16 protein-coding genes and 1 pseudogene are annotated in these 16,701 nt (G+C 69.7%); 9 read left to right on the top strand and 8 right to left on the bottom strand.

Going from position 1 to position 16,701, the window contains the following annotated elements:
• Window positions 1-45: 45 nt before the first annotated feature.
• The 4 genes from CACI_RS42800 to CACI_RS42785 form a co-directional block, all read right to left on the bottom strand.
• The gene (locus CACI_RS42800) at window positions 46-2,343 is read right to left on the bottom strand and encodes a putative T7SS-secreted protein (RefSeq protein ID WP_015797207.1); all 2,298 of its coding nucleotides are present in this window, start codon (window positions 2,341-2,343) and stop codon (window positions 46-48) included.
• Window positions 2,343-2,654 carry a hypothetical protein gene (locus CACI_RS42795; protein ID WP_015797206.1) on the bottom strand — a complete coding sequence of 104 codons (312 nt, stop codon included), beginning with the start codon at window positions 2,652-2,654 and terminating at the stop codon, window positions 2,343-2,345. The genes CACI_RS42800 and CACI_RS42795 overlap by 1 nt, the downstream gene beginning before the upstream one ends.
• A 111-nt stretch (window positions 2,655-2,765) precedes the next feature.
• Entirely contained in the window at window positions 2,766-3,980 is a 1,215-nt protein-coding gene (locus tag CACI_RS42790) for an RNA polymerase sigma factor (RefSeq protein WP_015797205.1), read from the bottom strand.
• Window positions 3,977-4,348, bottom strand: a complete 372-nt coding sequence (locus tag CACI_RS42785) for a YciI family protein (RefSeq protein WP_015797204.1) — start codon at window positions 4,346-4,348, stop codon at window positions 3,977-3,979. The genes CACI_RS42790 and CACI_RS42785 overlap by 4 nt, the downstream gene beginning before the upstream one ends.
• Before the next feature lie 225 nt (window positions 4,349-4,573).
• Here CACI_RS42785 and CACI_RS42780 point away from each other — a divergent pair, with 225 nt between their 5' ends.
• Window positions 4,574-6,118 (top strand): MFS transporter, encoded by a 1,545-nt coding sequence (locus CACI_RS42780; RefSeq protein ID WP_015797203.1) that lies wholly within the window; start codon window positions 4,574-4,576, stop codon window positions 6,116-6,118.
• Between the two features lie 52 nt (window positions 6,119-6,170).
• Here the strand turns inward: CACI_RS42780 and CACI_RS42775 are convergent, their stop codons facing one another.
• Window positions 6,171-6,494 (bottom strand): antibiotic biosynthesis monooxygenase, encoded by a 324-nt coding sequence (locus CACI_RS42775; protein ID WP_015797202.1) that lies wholly within the window; start codon window positions 6,492-6,494, stop codon window positions 6,171-6,173.
• Between the two features lie 69 nt (window positions 6,495-6,563).
• On the opposite strand from CACI_RS42775, the gene CACI_RS42770 reads away from it, so the two are divergent.
• From CACI_RS42770 to CACI_RS42760, 3 genes are all read left to right on the top strand, one after another.
• Window positions 6,564-7,187 (top strand): TetR/AcrR family transcriptional regulator, encoded by a 624-nt coding sequence (locus CACI_RS42770; RefSeq protein ID WP_015797201.1) that lies wholly within the window; start codon window positions 6,564-6,566, stop codon window positions 7,185-7,187.
• 186 nt (window positions 7,188-7,373) lie between these two features.
• Window positions 7,374-7,613, top strand: coding sequence for a chaplin family protein (locus tag CACI_RS42765; RefSeq protein ID WP_015797200.1), 240 nt, complete (start codon window positions 7,374-7,376; stop codon window positions 7,611-7,613).
• Between the two features lie 79 nt (window positions 7,614-7,692).
• Window positions 7,693-9,084 (top strand): glutamate decarboxylase, encoded by a 1,392-nt coding sequence (locus CACI_RS42760; RefSeq protein WP_015797199.1) that lies wholly within the window; start codon window positions 7,693-7,695, stop codon window positions 9,082-9,084.
• Window positions 9,085-9,142: 58 nt separating this feature from the next.
• Here the strand turns inward: CACI_RS42760 and CACI_RS42755 are convergent, their stop codons facing one another.
• A complete protein-coding gene (locus CACI_RS42755) occupies window positions 9,143-9,943 on the bottom strand; it encodes an alpha/beta fold hydrolase (protein ID WP_015797198.1) in 801 nt (266 codons plus the stop codon).
• 431 nt (window positions 9,944-10,374) lie between these two features.
• On the bottom strand, window positions 10,375-10,887 hold the full coding sequence (locus CACI_RS42750) for a hypothetical protein (RefSeq protein WP_015797197.1): 513 nt from the start codon (window positions 10,885-10,887) through the stop codon (window positions 10,375-10,377).
• Window positions 10,888-10,959: 72 nt separating this feature from the next.
• Here CACI_RS42750 and CACI_RS42745 point away from each other — a divergent pair, with 72 nt between their 5' ends.
• Together CACI_RS42745 and CACI_RS42740 are read left to right on the top strand one after the other, a co-directional pair.
• Window positions 10,960-11,436, top strand: a complete 477-nt coding sequence (locus tag CACI_RS42745) for a SitI3 family protein (protein ID WP_015797196.1) — start codon at window positions 10,960-10,962, stop codon at window positions 11,434-11,436.
• A gap of 35 nt (window positions 11,437-11,471) precedes the next feature.
• Complete coding sequence (locus CACI_RS42740; RefSeq protein ID WP_041540800.1) at window positions 11,472-12,512, top strand: ankyrin repeat domain-containing protein; 1,041 nt, start codon at window positions 11,472-11,474, stop codon at window positions 12,510-12,512.
• Window positions 12,513-12,709: 197 nt separating this feature from the next.
• Here CACI_RS42740 and CACI_RS42735 read toward each other — a convergent pair whose 3' ends face one another.
• On the bottom strand, window positions 12,710-13,183 hold the full coding sequence (locus tag CACI_RS42735; protein ID WP_015797194.1) for a hypothetical protein: 474 nt from the start codon (window positions 13,181-13,183) through the stop codon (window positions 12,710-12,712).
• 192 nt (window positions 13,184-13,375) lie between these two features.
• Between CACI_RS42735 and CACI_RS42730 the strand changes: the two are divergent.
• From CACI_RS42730 to CACI_RS42720, 3 genes and pseudogenes are all read left to right on the top strand, one after another.
• Window positions 13,376-13,774, top strand: a pseudogene (locus CACI_RS42730) (TOBE domain-containing protein); the annotation flags it as partial.
• Between the two features lie 89 nt (window positions 13,775-13,863).
• Window positions 13,864-14,793, top strand: a complete 930-nt coding sequence (locus CACI_RS42725) for an extracellular solute-binding protein (RefSeq protein WP_015797192.1) — start codon at window positions 13,864-13,866, stop codon at window positions 14,791-14,793.
• A 50-nt stretch (window positions 14,794-14,843) separates the two neighbouring features.
• The gene (locus CACI_RS42720) at window positions 14,844-16,691 is read left to right on the top strand and encodes an ABC transporter ATP-binding protein/permease (RefSeq protein ID WP_015797191.1); all 1,848 of its coding nucleotides are present in this window, start codon (window positions 14,844-14,846) and stop codon (window positions 16,689-16,691) included.
• Window positions 16,692-16,701 lie beyond the last annotated feature (10 nt).

Genomic DNA, 16,701 nt, shown 5'->3' with positions numbered 1-16,701 from the left:
GACCCGCCACCCCCGGCGGGTCCCCTCGACGCAATCAGTCCTCTGTCACGAGTGCTGGTTCATAGCGCGCGTCATCCGCGAGACATAGTCCTCCAGACTCAGGTTCTGCAGGTGCGGATCGTTGGTCGGTGCCACGACGATCTTCTGGTGCTCGGAGTACCAGGACCGGAACGTCGCGTTGTCCTGGACGTGGCCGTTGGCGTCGAGGATGCCGGGCGCCAGGTGGTCGTGGCCGGGATCGCCAACCGTCAGCATGCCGCTGTCGACCGCGGCCTGGACCACCGCGATGTCCGCCTTCCCGCCGATGAGCAGGTCCGCTTGGTGGTTGGCGACCTGCATGTCGGCCGCGTGGTTGGTCTGCAGGCCCGGCAGCTGTTCGATGTACGGGGTCATCAAACCGTCCAGGGCCTGGCCGACGCCCACCGCGTCGGGCCCGGGCGCGTTGCCCGCGGAGTACAGCAGTGCGTTGACGATCGCCGCACGCTGCGCCGCCGCCGCGTCCTGTGCCTTCGCGCCCGACATGTGCTGCTCGTCGATGATCTGCTGCGAGGTGGCGACCAGGTTCGCGTAGGCCGAACTGTGGTCGACCGTGCCGTGGGACGCCATGTCCAGCTCCACCGAGTTCTGGAACTGCGCCTTGGCGAATCCCAGGTAGTCGCCGGCGGCGTGCGGATCCTTCAGCGACAGGTCCAGGAAGTCGTGCGCCTGCTGGGACGACACCAGGAACATCGGCTGTCCGTTGGGGTCGCCGCCGACGGTGGTGATGCCGGCGCCGTTGTTGGAGTCGGTGGTCGACGTCGCGAGGTCGAAGGAGTACGCCTTCGCGTAGCCCTCCAGGGAGTTGGTCACCTGCGGCGGCAGGCTCCAGCCCTTGACCTGCGAGAGCTCGCTGCTCGACGGCGAGTAGTGGTCGAAGGCGGCGGCGGCCTGGATGATGTTGTTCGCCGCGTTGAGCCGGTCCATGCTGGCCGGGTCGTCTCCGCGCACGCCGCTGCCGTCGACTGGCGCCCGCGCAGCGTCGAACAGCGCGGCGACGTTCTTCGGGTCGACGCCCTCGTAGCCGCTCCCGGTGACCGTGATCGATCCGCCGCGGCCGGCGAGCTGCTCCCGGGTCACCTGCGCCTCGCCGGTCAGCAGCTCGGTCACCAGGTGCTGGCCGTCGCTGCCGGCGAACAGGGTCCGCGCTGCGGCGTCGTTCTGCGAAGTGAGGCCCAGCATCGTGTTCAGCGCGCCGTCGTAGTTCTGCCGGTCCCACGCATCGACGCCGGACTCGCCCTCGATGTACTCCTGAGTCGTGAACGCCAGGAAGTCCTGCCCGCTCTCGTTCTGGTAGTCCGAGCCCTTGGTCGTGCCCAGGAGTTTGGCCAGCCCGACCATGCTCGCGGTGCCCAGTCCCGTGACGTCCAGCGAGCTGAGCGACCCGTTCGAGGCGGCCGTCGCCGTCCGCTGTCCCAGGGTATTGATGAGGATCTGGTCGGAGGCGTCGGTGCTCTCCGGGCCCTTGTTGGTGTGGATCCAGTCCACGACGTTGCCCAGCGAGGGCCCGAGCTTGGCCCAGAACGCGCTGTCGCTCTGGTACTCCGACGTCAGATCACTGAGTTCGGCGCGCACCACGTCCGGGCTGGCGTCGGTCTTGCCGCCGTTGAGGATCCGGGTCAGATCGGCGGCCTCGGCGTTCTCCAGGACGTCGCCGAAGACCTGGACCGGCGCGTTCGGCCGCGTGAACTGCGACAGGTCGCCGCCGTTGGCCACATAGGTGTTGTTGAAGTTCGCGAACTTCGGGTCGCCCAGCGCCGACTGCACCCGGCGCAGCGTGCTCTCGGCGTCCTGCAGTGCCTTCACACACGCCGCGGCGGCCTGGGCACGCGCCGGGATCGCGCCCTGGTTGATGGTGTAGTCCTCGCTGTCCCACTGCTGGAGGTCGACATCCAGCGGCGGGAATCCGCCGGCCGGCAGCGGCTTGCCCGGGTTCTTGCTCTGCCAGTCTTTGATCGTGCTCCTGCGCCGCTGGTAGGCGGAGTCGGCGAAGTGCTGCGCGGTGGCCAGATCGGAGGCGTACTTCGTGACCGCGGCCGCCGCCTGGTTGTAGGCGTCGACCATCTGCCGCAGCAGGCCGGGCACCGGTTCCAGGGTCTTGCGGAAGGCGTCGCCGCTGGCGCCGAGCCAGGCGTTCACCTCCTGGTCGGTGGCCAGGCCGTTGATGCCGACGCTGACCTCGTACGCGGCGGTCTCGCGGGCGGTGAGCATCTGGCCGACGTTCTGGATCGACGAGGTGTCGCCGGGCACGGGGTCGCCGGACAGGCCGAACACGGTCCAGTCGTTGGAGTTCCGCGGGCCGCCCATCAGAGCTGCGCCAGCTTTCCGTGCGGCGGGTTGGTGACGGAGTCCGCCAGCTGCTTGTCCATGTCCCGGGTGGCCTTGGCGCTGGCGCCGGTGAGCCCGGCCAGCGCGGACAGGTAGTTGTTGAGACGCTGCCCGATGGACATGTCGGTGCTTGCCATGTCGGATATGGCGTTCTCGACGCCGCCGTCGCCCATCTCGCCGTGGAACGACGCCGGGAACATGGTCGCCGAGCCGTCGCGAATCAGACTGTTGAGTTGGGCGGTGAACCCGTCGAGTGCGTCCGCGTCCATCTTCAAGTTGTCGTCGGACATGTGCCGCATCCCCTCGTGCCAATGACTGTGGAGCGTTTGTATCAAGGCTCTGCGGGGAGGGGGCCCCGAGCGAAGCCTCCGGCGTCACCGGTTCGTTCTGCTTGTTCGTCCTCAGGGCCGCAGCTTCTTGGCTCGGGATTCCAGATGCCGTTGCTCGGCCAGACTCGCGGTCGCCTTGGCGGCGCGCCGGTAGTTCTCGTACGCGGCGTCGGTGTCCCCGGCCATCTCCAGCAGGTGTGCCCGCACGGACAAGAGCCGATGGTGCTTCGCCATCCGCTCGTCGCTGTCCAACGTCGCCAGCACCGCGAGCCCGGCTTGCGGTCCCTCGATCTCGGCGAGCGCGACGGCGCGGTTCAGGGTGACCATCGGGTTCGGCGCGATGCGTTCCAGGACCAGGTACAGCGTGTGGATCTGGCGCCAGTCGGTGTCCGCGGCGTCGGTGGCGACGGCGTGCGTGGCGGCTATGGCCGCCTGCAGTTGGTACGGTCCCAGCTCCGTGCCGGCCAGCGAGGTCTTCGCCAGCTCCAGTCCCTCGGCGATCAGCTCGGCGTCCCACTTCGCGCGGTCCTGCTCGTCCAGCGGGATCAAGTCGCCCTGCGCGGTCGTGCGGGCTTCACGCCGGGAGTGCGTGAGCAGCATGAGCGCCAACAGCCCGGCGACTTCGCCGTCGTCGGGCAGCTGCGCGTAGACCATCCTGGTCAGCCGGATCGCCTCGGTCGCGAGGTCCACGCGGTCCAGTTCTGTGCCGGAGGACGCGGTGTAACCCTCGTTGAAGATCAGATAGAGCACGTGCAGCACGACCTGCAGCCGTTCCTCGCGCTCGGGACCGGCCGGCAGCTCGAAGGAGCTCCCCGCGGTCTTGATCCGCTGCTTGGCGCGGCTGACCCGGGCCGCCAGCGTGGCCTCCGGGACCAGGAAGGCGCGGGCGATCTCGGCGGTGGTCAGGCCGCCGACGGCGCGCAGCGTCAGCGCGGTCTGCGACGCGGCGGTGAGCGTCGGGTGGCAGCACAGGAAGAGCAGGACCAGGGTGTCGTCGGTGTCCGGAACCTCGTCCGGCACCACGTCCGACGCCCAGACCTGCTCTTCCCGCTCGCGTCGTGCGGAGTCGCTGCGTACCTGGTCGATGAGCCGGCGGGAGGCGACCGTGGTCAGCCAGCCGCGCGGATTCTCCGGCACGCCTTCGTCCGGCCACTGGACGGAGGCGGCCAGGACCGCCTCCTGTACGGCGTCCTCGCAGCCCTCGAATCGTCCGTAGCGGCGGACCAGAGCGCCGAGGACCTGCGGTGTCAGCTCGCGGAGCAGGTCCTCGATCGCCGGTGCTGTCATGCCTCCAATTGTCCATCGGAGAACATGATCTGGCGCACTTCCAGCCCGAGACCCTCGATCGCGGCGTCCGGGATCTGCGCGGCGAGCTCGATCGCCCGCTCCTTGTTCTGCACGTCGACCAGGTAGAAGCCGCCGAGGTACTCCTTGGCCTCCAGGAACGGGCCGTCGGTCACCACCGGCTGGCCGTTGCGGACCCGCACCACGGCCGCCTGGGAAGGGTCGACCAGCGCCTGGGTCATGATGAACTCCCCGGAGTCCTTCAGCGCCTGCATGAACCGGCTGTGGCCCTCGCCGATCCCGGCCATCTCCTCCTCGGTCAGCGCGTCCAGCACGGCGGGGTTGATGTGCATGCTGATCAGGAACTTCATCGCTGTACTCCTCGTGTCGGGGGCGCCCGGCGGGGCCCTGTCACCTAGCAGTCGGAGCCGCCGCCGCGTTCTTGACATCCTCCGCCGAACTTTTTCCGCGAGCCGGTTCCCGCCGAGATCTCGGCGCGCCGGTGTCAAGAATCGGCCGCCTGCTCCGACCCCAGGGTGAAGAGGCCGAGAAGACACCGAGAAGACGCGAGAAGTCGAGAATCAGGAGTCACGAAGATGCGAGTCAACCGGGCTTGGCTGGGGCTGGTCCTGCTCATGCTGCCGACGCTGCTGGTCGCGATGGACATGACGGCGCTGATCCTGGCGCTGCCGCACCTGAGCGCCGACCTCGGCGCCAGTGCGGTGCAGCAGCTGTGGATCAGCGACGCGTACGGACTGATGGTCGCCGGCATGGTCATCACCATGGGGACGCTGGGCGACCGGATCGGACGCCGGCGCCTGCTGCTGATCGGCGCCTCGGCGTTCGCGGTGCTGTCGGTGGTCGCGGCGTTCTCGGTGAACCCGCTGATGCTGATCGTCGTGCGCGCGCTGCTCGGGATCGCCGGGGCGACCCTGGCGCCGTCCACGCTGGCGCTGATCACCAACATGTTCCCCGACGGCCGCGCCCGCGGCCGCGCCATCGCGATCTGGGCGACCTGCCAGTTCACCGGCGGGGCGATCGGCCCGGTGCTGGCCGGGTTCCTGCTCCAGCACTTCTGGTGGGGGTCGGTGTTCCTGGCGGCGGTGCCCGCGATGGCGCTGCTGGCGGTGGCCGGACCGTTCGTGCTGCCGGAGTTCCGCGGCTCGCGGGCCGGGCGGCTGGACCCGGCCAGCGTCGGGCTGTCGCTGGCGGCGGTGCTGCTGATGGTCTACGGGATCAAGCAGCTGACGGTCGCGCACGCGGTGATCGTGCCGCTGATGGCGCTGGCGGTCGGGGCGGCGCTCGGCGTGGTGTTCGTCCGCCGGCAGCTCCGTCTGACCACGCCGCTGCTGGATCTGCGGATGTTCCGCAGCCGTCCGTTCACCGCGGTCCTGATCGCGCTCGTCTTCGCCGGTCTGGCGATGGCGGGCACCGGTCTGCTGGTGACGCAGTATCTGCAAGGAGTGCTCGGGCACGAGCCGATGACCGCAGCGATCCTGTTCGCTCCGATGGGCCTCGGCGTCGCGCTCGGCACCATGACCGCTCCCGCGCTGACCCGGCGCCTGCAGCAGCCGACCGCCATCGCCGCCGGACTGGCGCTCTCGGCGCTGGGCGCCCTGCTCCTGACCGTCGTGGACGGACCGGGCAGCCTGCCGCTCCTGATGATCGGCATCGCGGTCCTGGCCTTCGGCACCGGTCCGCTGTTCGCCCTCGGCACCGGTCTGGTGATCGGCAGCGTCCCGCCGGAGCGGGCAGGCAGCGCCGCCTCCATGTCCGAGACCGGTAACTACTTCGGCGGGTCCCTCGGACTGGGCCTGGTCGGCGCCGCTGCCGCCGTTGTCTACCGCGCACACGCCCACGGAACGTCCGACTCCCTGGCCGGCGCCCTCGCCGCGAGCAGCCACCTACCGACGGCTCAGGCCTCTGCGACGCTGCACACGGCGCGCGAGGCGTTCACCGCCGGCCTGCACGCGACCGGACTGATCGCCGCGGTGATCTTCGCCGCGCTGTCGGTGCTGGTGCTGGCGATGCAGCCGGCGACGCGGGAGCGGCAGGAGCAGGAACAAGAGCAGGAGCAGGCACAGGAGCGGGCTCGGGCGGCTGCCCCGGAGCCGGTGGCGGCCTCGGCCTCCGCGAGCTAGAGGCCGGCCCGAGATCCACTCCCTGACCTGCGGGCTCTAAGCCCCGGCAGTCTCAGACCGCCGCCGCCACCTCGCCCGCGGGCCGCCTCCCGTCCTCGACGACCTCCGCCACCTCGGCGCTCGGGTCCGCGATCAGTGCGAACGCGGCCTGGGCGCCGGGGATCGTCGCGACACTGTCCAGCGCGCGCTGCATGTGCTCGGCCGACTCCCATTGCCAGTGGTCGATCCATGTCGCCTCGTCCACCCGCGCCAAGCGCGTCGCGGTCAGCCCGGCGAAGCGCTCCCGGGTGGCCGCGATCAGCCCGGCCCGGGTCTGGAGCATCTCCTCGGTCTGCGCCGGGTCGGTAGTGAAGCGCACGATCCGCAGAACAGCCATGGTCCCGCCTCCTGAAAGTCATTACTAGAGTTTGCCTCTAGAGCTCAACTCTAAAGCTAAGCTTCAGCCATGAGCCCGGTCAACAGCAAGCAGGCGGAGAAGGCCCGGCAGACGCGCAAGCGGGTGCTCACCGCGGCCGGCGAGCTGTTCGTCGAGCACGGCTACGGCGCCACGACGCTCCAGCAGATCGCCGAGCGCGCCGACGTCGCGGTCCAGACGATCTACTTCGTCTTCCGCAACAAGCGCACCCTGCTGAAGGAGCTGGCCGACGTCACTGTCGCCGGCGACGACGAGCCCGTGCCGACCATGGAGCGCCCCTGGTTCACCGCCGCTATGGCCGCGCCGACCGCCGAGGAACACCTGCGTGCGCACGTCGCGGGCGCCGTCTCCGTCAACGCGCGTGTCAGTGCCCTGCTCGAAGTGATCCGGACGGCGGCCGCCCTGGAACCGGAACTCGACGCACTGCGACGGACCGGCGACGAGCAGCGCTACACCGTCCAACACACCGCGGCGCAGGCGCTCATGGCCAAGCCCGGCGCGCGTCCCGGCCTCACCGCCGAGCATGCCGCAGACTTGCTCTACGCGACTCTCGGCCCAGAGATGTACCTGCTGCTCGTCCGCGATCGCGGCTGGTCCGCGGGGCGGTTCGCCGACTGGGCCGACGCGTCGCTGCGCAGCCAGCTGCTCCAATGAGGGCCCTCCGTATGGGTGGTTTTTCCGAGGCCCTTTCACAAAGCCCTGACCTGCCCAAACGGTGCCTCTGACCAGGCGTTTCCGCTGCGGCGCCGCCGTCGCTCGGAAGGTGTAGTCCGGTTTACGCGCGGTAGCCCGAAACGATACTGCTTGACCGGTTCGCACCATCAACGTCAGGGAGCTTCAATGAGCATGCGCAAGACTCTCGTCGCCGCGGCGTTCGCCGCGGTCGCCGTCCTGGGCACTGCCGGCACGGCCTCCGCCTCCGGCGCGGGCGCGATCGGCGGGGCCATCGGCTCGCCCGGCCTGCTGTCCGGCAACAACATCCAGATCCCGATCAACATCCCGATCAACCTGTGCGGCAACGACATCTCCGTGCTGGCCGCCCTGACCGGCGCCGCCGGCAACACGTGCGTCAACTACTGACGCGCTGACGCTCCCCAGGACCCCGGGCCGCACGACGGCCCGGGGTCCTGTCTTTTCCCGTTCTCAAGGAGGCGCACGGATGCGGCACAACCACAGCGAACGTGATCTGAGCGGGGACGTGGACGTCAACCCGCTGTTCGCCCGGCCCGGAGAGCTGCGCAGCAGGCCGCGGACGAGGCTGCCCGACGCGCCGATGCTGCCGGAGACGGCCTACCAGCTGGTGCACGACGAGGCGATGCTCGACGGCAACGCGCGCCTGAACCTGGCGACGTTCGTCGGCACCTGGATGGACAGCCAGGCGCGCAAGCTGTATCTGGAAGCCTTCGACAAGAACATGATCGACAAGGACGAGTACCCGAGCACCGCGGCGATCGAGGAGCGGTGCTGGCGGATCCTGGCCGACCTGTGGCACGCGCCGGATCAGGACCGTGCCATCGGCTGCTCCACCATCGGCTCCTCCGAGGCCTGCATGCTCGGCGGCCTGGCCTTCAAGCGGCGCTGGCAAGAGGCGCGCCGGGCGGCCGGCAAGCCGGCCGACCGCCCGAACCTGGTGATGAGCTCGGCGGTACAGGTGGTGTGGGAGAAGTTCTGCAACTACTGGGACGTCGAGCCGCGCTACGTGCCGATCACCGAGGAGCACAAGACGCTCGACGGCGCCGACCTGAAGTCCCACGTCGACGAGAACACCATCGGCGTGGTCAGCATCCTCGGCGTCACCTACACCGGCATGTACGAGCCGGTCCTGGAGGTCAGCCGCGCGCTGGACGAGATCCAGCGCGACACCGGCCTGGACATCCCGATCCACGTCGACGGCGCCTCCGGGGCGATGGTCGCCCCGTTCCTGCAGCCCACGCTGGAGTGGGATTTCCGGGTCCCGCGCGTGGCCTCGATCAACACCTCCGGCCACAAGTACGGGCTCGTCAACCCGGGTCTGGGTTGGGTCCTGTGGCGGGACAGGGACCTGCTGCCGGAGAGCCTGGTCTTCAAGGTGAGCTACCTCGGCGGCGAGATGCCGACCTTCGGCCTGAACTTCTCACGCCCGGCCGCGCAGGTCCTGGTGCAGTACTTCCAGTTCCTGCGGCTGGGACGGCTGGGCTATCACGAGGTCCAGAAGGCGTCCCACGACGTCGCGCGCTACCTCGCCGACCGCATCAGCGCGATGGACTGCTTCGACTTGTGGAACGACGCTTCCGACATCCCCGTGTTCGCCTGGCGCAAGGCCGCCGGCCACAACCCGAACTGGACGCTCTACGACGTCTCCGACCGGCTGCGGATGAAGGGCTGGCTGGTCCCGGCGTACCCGATGCCCGACAACCTGTCGGACACCGTGGTGCAGCGGGTCGTGATCCGCAACGGCATGAGCATGGACCTGGCCGCGAACCTCATGCGCGACCTGCAGGACTCGGTCGACTACCTCGACCGGCTGAAGGAGCCGCTGCCGGACGTCGAACGCTCGGTGTTCCACCACTGATATACGGGCACTGATGGCCTACTCAGGCCGGCTCTGATTCTCGCCTGCCGAGCGCTCCTCAGACGGAGTGCTCGGCCAGGAACCCGGTGATCAGCCCCAGCCACTCCTCGGGCCGCTCGGCGAACGGCAGATGCCCGGTGTCGATGCGGGCCAGGCGGGCCCCGGCGATCCCCGCCGCCAGCTCCTCGTGCAGATGCGGGGAGACCAGCGGATCGGCGGTGGTCGACACGACGAGCGTCGGCGCCGTGACCCAGGCCAGATCCGCGCGCACATCGACGCGCCGCACCAGGTCCACGTGCTCCGGCGTGCCGTCCGGAATGAGCCCGGCCAGCCCTTCGATCGCCAGCCGCAACTGCCGCTCCGGCATACTCCGCAGCGTCTCGGCACTGAACGCGGCGAGCGTCAGGAACTCCGAGAGCCGGACGTTGTCGCCGGCCTCGTACAACTCGCCCCACAACTTCGCCGCCAGATCCAGACGCGCGTCGCGGTAAGCGAAAGTCGCCGTCAGAACCAGAGCACTGACACGATCCGGATGCTTGGCCGCCGCCCGAATCGCGACCGGCCCACCGAGCGAGAACCCCGCCAGCGCGAACCGCTGCAACCCCTCGGCATCGGCGGCGGCGATCACCTGGTCGGCCAGGTAGTCGACGCTCAGCCGTCCGGCCGCACGCGGCGAACGACCGGTCCCGGGGTAGTCGATCCCGACCACGGTGTGCCCGACGCTCAAACCGTCCAGAATCGGACCGTAGTTCAGCGCGACACTGCCGCCGGCGCCGTGCGCCAGCAGCAGACCAGGTCCGCTACCGCCGACGGTGCGAGCCAGGACCGCGTCGGCCGAGGGCGTGCTGATGACCGGCATGGGAAGCTCCCTCACAAGTATTTGTAGCGCTTGCTACAGAAGAACCGTACCACGTTCTATAGCGGTCGCTACATAAAAGCGCGCGGTCGCCTCGCCGTAAATCAGATGCCTGCTCCGGCCCGCCTTGGGTAGCCACTGCTGCCGCACCCCCGCTGCGCGGCGTGCCCCGGCTACTTCTGACGAGGAACCACCCCGCTCCGCCAGAGTGCGAATGCCTGAATCGTCGGGCGCTTCACCGAATGCGGCGGGACCAATACCGCGCTGGCGGTCGGGCGGCACACCTGGAACCTGGTCGGCTACGCCTACGGGCACGCCGCACCCGGCCCGCGCCGCTACACGTTCGGCGGGCTCAGCGACGCCGCGTTCCGGCTGATCCCATTCATCGAGACGGGTGGGGACGCTGACGTCGTAGGGCCGTGGAGTGCGACCGGCTAGACGATGGTCCTGACGAACACGTTGTGTCCGTGGGCCTGCGTGCGGCGTGCGAGGGCGCGGAACTGCTCGACGGCGCTCTTGGCGTCGGTGAAGTCGGTGAAGGTGACCTCGGGGATCTCCATCCACTGCGCGGCGAGCATCGGGACGTGGTCGTCGGTCACCGCGGCCAGCGTCGCCACCCACTGCTCCGGCATCGTCTCCACCAGAAGCCCGGATTCCCACGGGGACTCCTGGCCGGGGCGCTCCTCGCCATACGGCCACGCCTCCTGATCCGGCCACACCAGCCGCGGTCCCTCGCCACGCCGAACCTGGAAGGGCACACCCTCCGCGAAGGCGACCAGCTGCCCCACCACCAAATGCACATCGAGACCCTTGGCCTCGAACCAGTCCGCACCGTGATCGTCAAGCCCGGTATCGGAGGGCTCACGCCAGTCCCCGCCGGGTCCCACCGCCCACGCGATAGCCGTCGCCGCGTCCGGCGCCCGGAAGTAGTCATGAAACACACCCATGGCGGGAGACTGTAGCCGCAGGTTAGGACAGTTTTGAGGCGAACGCTCGAGAGACGAAGGGGAGCCGGTGCGATGGCGATCGAGTTCACGGTCGAGATGCGAGCGGGGCAGACCGCTGCGGTCGTCGCGGAGTCGGTCGTTGCCGTCGCGCGGGAGTTGGTACTCATCGACGCTGAAACCGTTGCGGCGCAACTGTTGCAGGGTGTCGTGCTCGGCAACGGGACGTGGTTCCGGGTCAGCGACTCGCGTTCGCAAGCGTGGCAGACCGTGCCGGCGGTGCTCGGCTTCATGCCGGACGTAGACCTGTACTTCCGGCTGGACAAGTGGACCGATATCTCGGGTCAGCAGGACGGCCTGATCCGCCTCGCGCTGGGTCTGCTCGAGCACGTCACCGGCGACATGGTCCTGCATCGCGAGTACGAGACGGCGTTGTTCGTCCGCAAGGACGGCGTGCTGACCTTGAACGACCGTGCCGACCTGTGGACGCCGGAGCGGCTTGCCTGGGTGCGGCTGCCTCATGGACAGGCCTTCATCGACCTCGACGCCTGAGTCGATCGTCGGGAGCCGCGCCTATGCTTGCGCGCATGGCGAGGAAGAAGAAGCGGCTGCCGAAGGATTTCGACACCACGCTCCGGTCCGGCGACCTCGACGCGATGAAGGCGGTTTTCGCGACCACCGAGCTGGACGCCCGCCAAGGCGCCGACGGCCCGACCGCCCTCGGTGTGCGCGCCATCCCGCCGGAGCTGGTCGCCTGGCTGGTCGCCGAGGGCGCGGACGTCGAAGCCACCGACGCCTTCCACCGCACCGCGCTGTGGCAGCACGCGTACATGGGCAACGACGTGGTCGTCGCGGCTCTGCTGGACGCCGGCGCCGACATCCAGGCGCCGAAGCAGCCGGCACTGCACGCGGCGGCGCTCGGCATCATGCCCACGACCGTGCGCCTCCTGTTCGAGCGCGGCGCGGACCGCCTCGTCCTCACCGGCGGCGCGCTGCAGTCCGGCTTGCAGCGCTGCACCAACAGCCAACTGCCGCGGATGGCAGAGGTCGCCGAGGCCTTCCTGCAGCACGGAACCCCCATCACCGCCACGATGCGCGAACGCGTCGCGGCGATCGGTAAGAACTTCGAGTTCTTCCGCGCCGACTTCAACCCGGACCACCTGGCCGAGACCGAAGCCGGCCTGAACCGCCTCTACGACCTGTTCGACGTCGCGCCAGCCGTCCGGCGCCGCACCCACGACGGCACCTCCCCGATCACCGCGACCGCCACCGCCTGGGACGACCGGCACCAAGAACTGTGGGACCTCCTGGTCCCCGGCAAGGGCCCAGCCGCCACAGCCCAGGGCGAAGCCATCCGCATCACCGGCCGTCTGGACCATGAAGTCCTCGGCAACGGCGGCATGAACTGGGACCTCGACTTCCGCCACATGGTCCGAGCCCTGCCAACCCTCCTCGCCTCTGGCATCCCCCTCCCCGAATCCCAGCTCACCGAGGCAACCACCCTCGCCCAGAACTTCCGCCGCAACAGCCCCGAGGAACACATCCAGCGCCTCAGCGAACTGGCCGTGACCTGGGTCCTCGCCAACCCCGACCCGCTGCCGGTGCCGGAGCCCGCCTACGCGCGCTGAGTGCCGATGCCGCACCTGATTCAATCGCTCGCCCAAGCCACGCCAGTCACTGCGGCAGCCTCAATCGCCCGAGCTGCTTTTGGCCGCCCGAGCTGATTCGACTGCCGAGCCGCTGCAGCCACCGCTGCTGTTCAATAGCCGGAGCTGATTCATGCGAATCACTCCGAAGCCGAGCTGCTCCAGCTACCGCAGCTGTCTCAGTCCCCCGAATCACTCCGAATCCGCACATCCGCCACCCCGCTGACGTGCCGCGCCCCGCACACGTCCCCCGGCACGACCAGCTGCGGACCCTCCGCGTCCAGCGCGTCGCCGTCGCGCGTGAGGCCGAGTAGCACTGGGATGTTTGCGAACTCCGGGTCGATCTCGGCCCAGGACAGCACCACCCGGTGTCCGTCGCGTGCTCGGATCGAGATCAGGTATCGCAGCCGGTCCTTGCGTTCGCCGGGGACGAATGCGGGTTCGGCCAGGTGCGCCACGTCGAGGAGGAGCGGGCCGGTGAAGCGGTGGCGGCGTGGGCCGCGTTTGCGGCAGCTGAACTCCACTTCGCATTCGTGGCGGCTCAGCGACCACAGGTCGGAGGCGCTCAACTCGCGGGGCGAGTGGACGTCGCCGCCGAGTCGAATGAGCGCGCCCTCGGCCGGCTGGAGTGTGCCGGTCTGCTCACCGAGCATGGGGTCCTCCCTTGCGCGGCCGCGTCCGGAGGGGGTGCGGCCCACGGTTCAGCCTAGGCACGGTCGGCGGAGAAGCAAGAGGGGTCACAGCACCTGCTAGAGGATGTGCGGCATCCGTTATGAATATGCAAGGTCTTCTCGCCTGTTGGCCTGGCGTCTGCGCGGTAAGCTCGCCGGGTGGATGTGTACCGGATGGGTGAGGCGGCCGAGCTGCTCGGCGTCAGTGCCGACACCGTGCGCCGTTGGGCGGACGCCGGGCGGCTGAGTGCGACGCGTGATGAGAACGGGCACCGGGTGATTCCGGGACCGGAGTTGGCCGCTTTCGCCTCGTCGTTGGCGGCCGCCGCGGACGAGCGCTCGGAGGTGTCCTCGGCGCGCAACCGTCTGCGCGGCATCATCACCGCGGTGACCAAGGACGCGGTGATGGCGCAGGTGGACATCCAGGCCGGGCCGTTCCGGGTGGTGTCGCTGATGAGCCGGGAGGCCGTGGACGAACTGGACCTGCGGGTCGGCGCCACGGCGGTCGCGGTGATCAAGTCCACGACGGTGGTCGTGGAACGGGCCGCCGCCCGGGCGCCGCACGTCGGCAGGACGAAGACGGACGAGGCCGCCGACAGCGCGGTCGTCGTGGAGCCGGAGCACGGGACCGTGCAGACCGTGCAGGAACTGAGGGGGCGTTCGTGAAGAAGTCAGTCGCCGTGGTCATCGCCAGCGGCCTGCTGCTGGCCGGGTGCAGCAGCTCGAAGAGCTCGCCGAAGGCGGCCTCGGGATCAACGACGCCGGCCTCGACCTCGGCGGCGAACTCGTCGTCGGCTTCGGCTTCGGCATCGGCATCAACGTCGGCGATCAGCGCCCCCGGCCCGGTGAAGGTCGCCTACGCCGCCTCCCTGGCGAACCTCATGGAGCACGACGTCAGCCCGGCCTACGACAAGGCCACCACCGGCGACTTCCAGGGCAACGCGGCCGGCTCGACGCAGCTGGTCAGCGAGATCAAGGGCAAGGTCAAGCAAGCCGACGTCTTCATCAGCGCCTCCACCGACGCCAACACCGGCCTGATCGGCGACGCGAACGGCGGCTGGGAGACCTGGTACGCCACCTTCGCCACCGCCCCGCTCGTCATCGCCTACAACGCGAACAGCAAGTTCGCCGCCGACCTGAAGTCCAAGCCCTGGAACCAGGTGATCACCGAGGCCGGCTTCAAGATGGGCTCGACCGACCCCAAGCTGGACCCCAAGGGCAAGCTCGCCGCGCAGGCGCTGACCAAGGACAACCTCCCCGCCTCGGCGGTGCAGGTGTTCCCCGAAGAGCAGCTGGTCGGCCGCCTCCAGTCCGGGCAGTTGGACGCCGGCTTCTTCTACTCCAGCGAAGCCGCCGAGCTGAACATCCCGACCGTCCCCCTCGGCGACATCCACCTGCAGGCGACCTACACCGTCAGCGTCCTGAATAAGGCGCCGGACGCCGACGCGGGCGTCGCCTTCGTGCAGTACCTGTTCAGCGACGCGGGCAAGGCGCTGATGACCAAACACGGTCTGCAACTGCAGCCGATCAAGGTCACCGGTGACGCCGGCTCCGTGCCGGCGCAGCTGAAGTCCGTACTCAACGCCGGCTGAATCTGAGTACTGACACAGTGCGGCCGGCCATCGGGAGCTCGAAGGGGCGGATGCTCCGCACCCCGCTGCCGTGGCTGGCGGCACTGCTCGTCGCCTACCTGCTCGTCCCGCTGGTCGCCTTCCTGGTCCGGGCTCCGGGCCAGAGCGGCGCGGCCACCGCCGCTCCCGGTGTCGGGGACGCGCTGCGGACGTCGCTGATCACCGCGTCCATCAGCACGGCTGTCGTCACCCTGCTCGGCGTGCCGCTGGGCTACCTCCTGGCACGCTCCGCGAGCCGGACCGCCGGCGTGCTCGGCGTCGCGGTCCAACTGCCGCTCGCACTTCCGCCGCTGATGAGCGGCATCCTGCTGATCTATCTGGTGGGCCCGTACACAACCATCGGCCAGTTCTTCAACGGCGGCCTCACCGACAGCGCCACCGGTGTCGTCCTGGCGCAGTGCTTCGTCGCCGCACCGTTCCTGGTCATCTCGGCACGCTCGGCGTTCGCCGCAGTGGACCCGGCCCAACTGGACGTCGCCGCGACGCTCGGACACGGCGCGCTGTCCCGGGTATTGCGCGTGGCGCTGCCGATCGCGGCACGCGGCATCCGCGCGGGCATGCTGCTGGCATGGCTGCGCGCCTTCGGCGAGTTCGGCGCGACCATCGTGCTCGCCTATCACCCCTACACCCTGCCGGTGTTCACCTACGTCCAGTTCAGCAGTACCGGACTGGCCGCGACGACGATCCCCGTGCTGGTTACGCTCGGTGCGGCGCTGGTGGTCCTGCTGATCGCCGACCGCGGCCCGGCACGGCGCGCACACCGGCGCCGCGCGGTCCGCATCCCCAAGCCGCGGCCACCCGCCCTGTCGCAGGGCCCTGTCCTGGACTTCATCATGTCGGCGCGCCTCGGCGGCTTCCGGCTGGCGGTCGTGCACGGCGGCGCGGGCCGGAACCTGGCCATCCTCGGCGCGTCCGGCTCCGGCAAGTCCGCGACCCTGCGCCTGCTCGCCGGTGTGCTGACGCCGCAGGACGCGCACATCTCGCTCGGCGGCAGAGACCTCGCCGTGCTGCCCGCCGAACGCCGAGGTATCGGCTACCTCCCGCAGCACCCGACGCTTCTGCCGCATCTGCGGGTCTGGGAACAAGTCACCTTCGGAGTCGGCGCCGACCCGGCGCTGGCGGCGTTCTGGCTGGACCGGCTCAAGCTCACCGACCTCGCCGACCGCTACCCCGACCAGCTCTCCGGCGGGCAGGCGCGCCGCGTCGGCCTGGCCCGGGCGCTGGCCCGCGAGCCGCGCCTGCTGCTGCTCGACGAGCCCTTCGCCGGTCTGGACGCGCCGGTCCGCGACGAGCTGCGCCGCCTCCTGCGCACCGTCTTGCGCGAAACCGCCCTGACCTCGGTCCTGGTGACGCACGACCCCGACGACGCGGCGCTGCTGTCGCAAGACACGCTGCTGATGGCAGACGGCGCGGTGCTCCAGGACGGTCCCACCCGCACCGTCCTGACCCACCCGGCCGGTCCCGTGGCGGCGCGCCTGCTCGGCGTCCGCAACATCGGGCAGGGGTACGTCGACGCTGACAGGGTCCTGGAGAGCGGGCCGCTGCGCGTTGCGCTTCCCGCCTCGGCGCTGAAGACTCCCGCCTGGCAGAACGCGAAGATGCCGCCGACCTCCGTCGCCTGGTGTGTGCAGCCCTACGACGTGCGAGTTGTCGCCACCGGCGGGACCGACGGGACCGGCGGGATCGCCGCGACCGTAGACGACGTCGCGCACCTCGGCCCGATCGCCGAACTCCTGCTCCGCCTGGACGGCGGCGCCGAGCTGACCGTCACCGTTCCCAGCGGCCAGGAACCGGAACTCGGCGCGCGCTGCGGGGTGGAGGTACCGCCGGAAGCCGTCATCGTGTGGCCCGCGACCTAGGATGGGCTCC

Origin of the sequence: Catenulispora acidiphila DSM 44928, from assembly GCF_000024025.1 — a bacterium.
Taxonomy (GTDB): Bacteria; Actinomycetota; Actinomycetes; order Streptomycetales; family Catenulisporaceae; genus Catenulispora; species Catenulispora acidiphila.
Note: the sequence above shows the minus strand (reverse complement) of the source record. Positions and strands in the feature narration are given on the sequence as shown.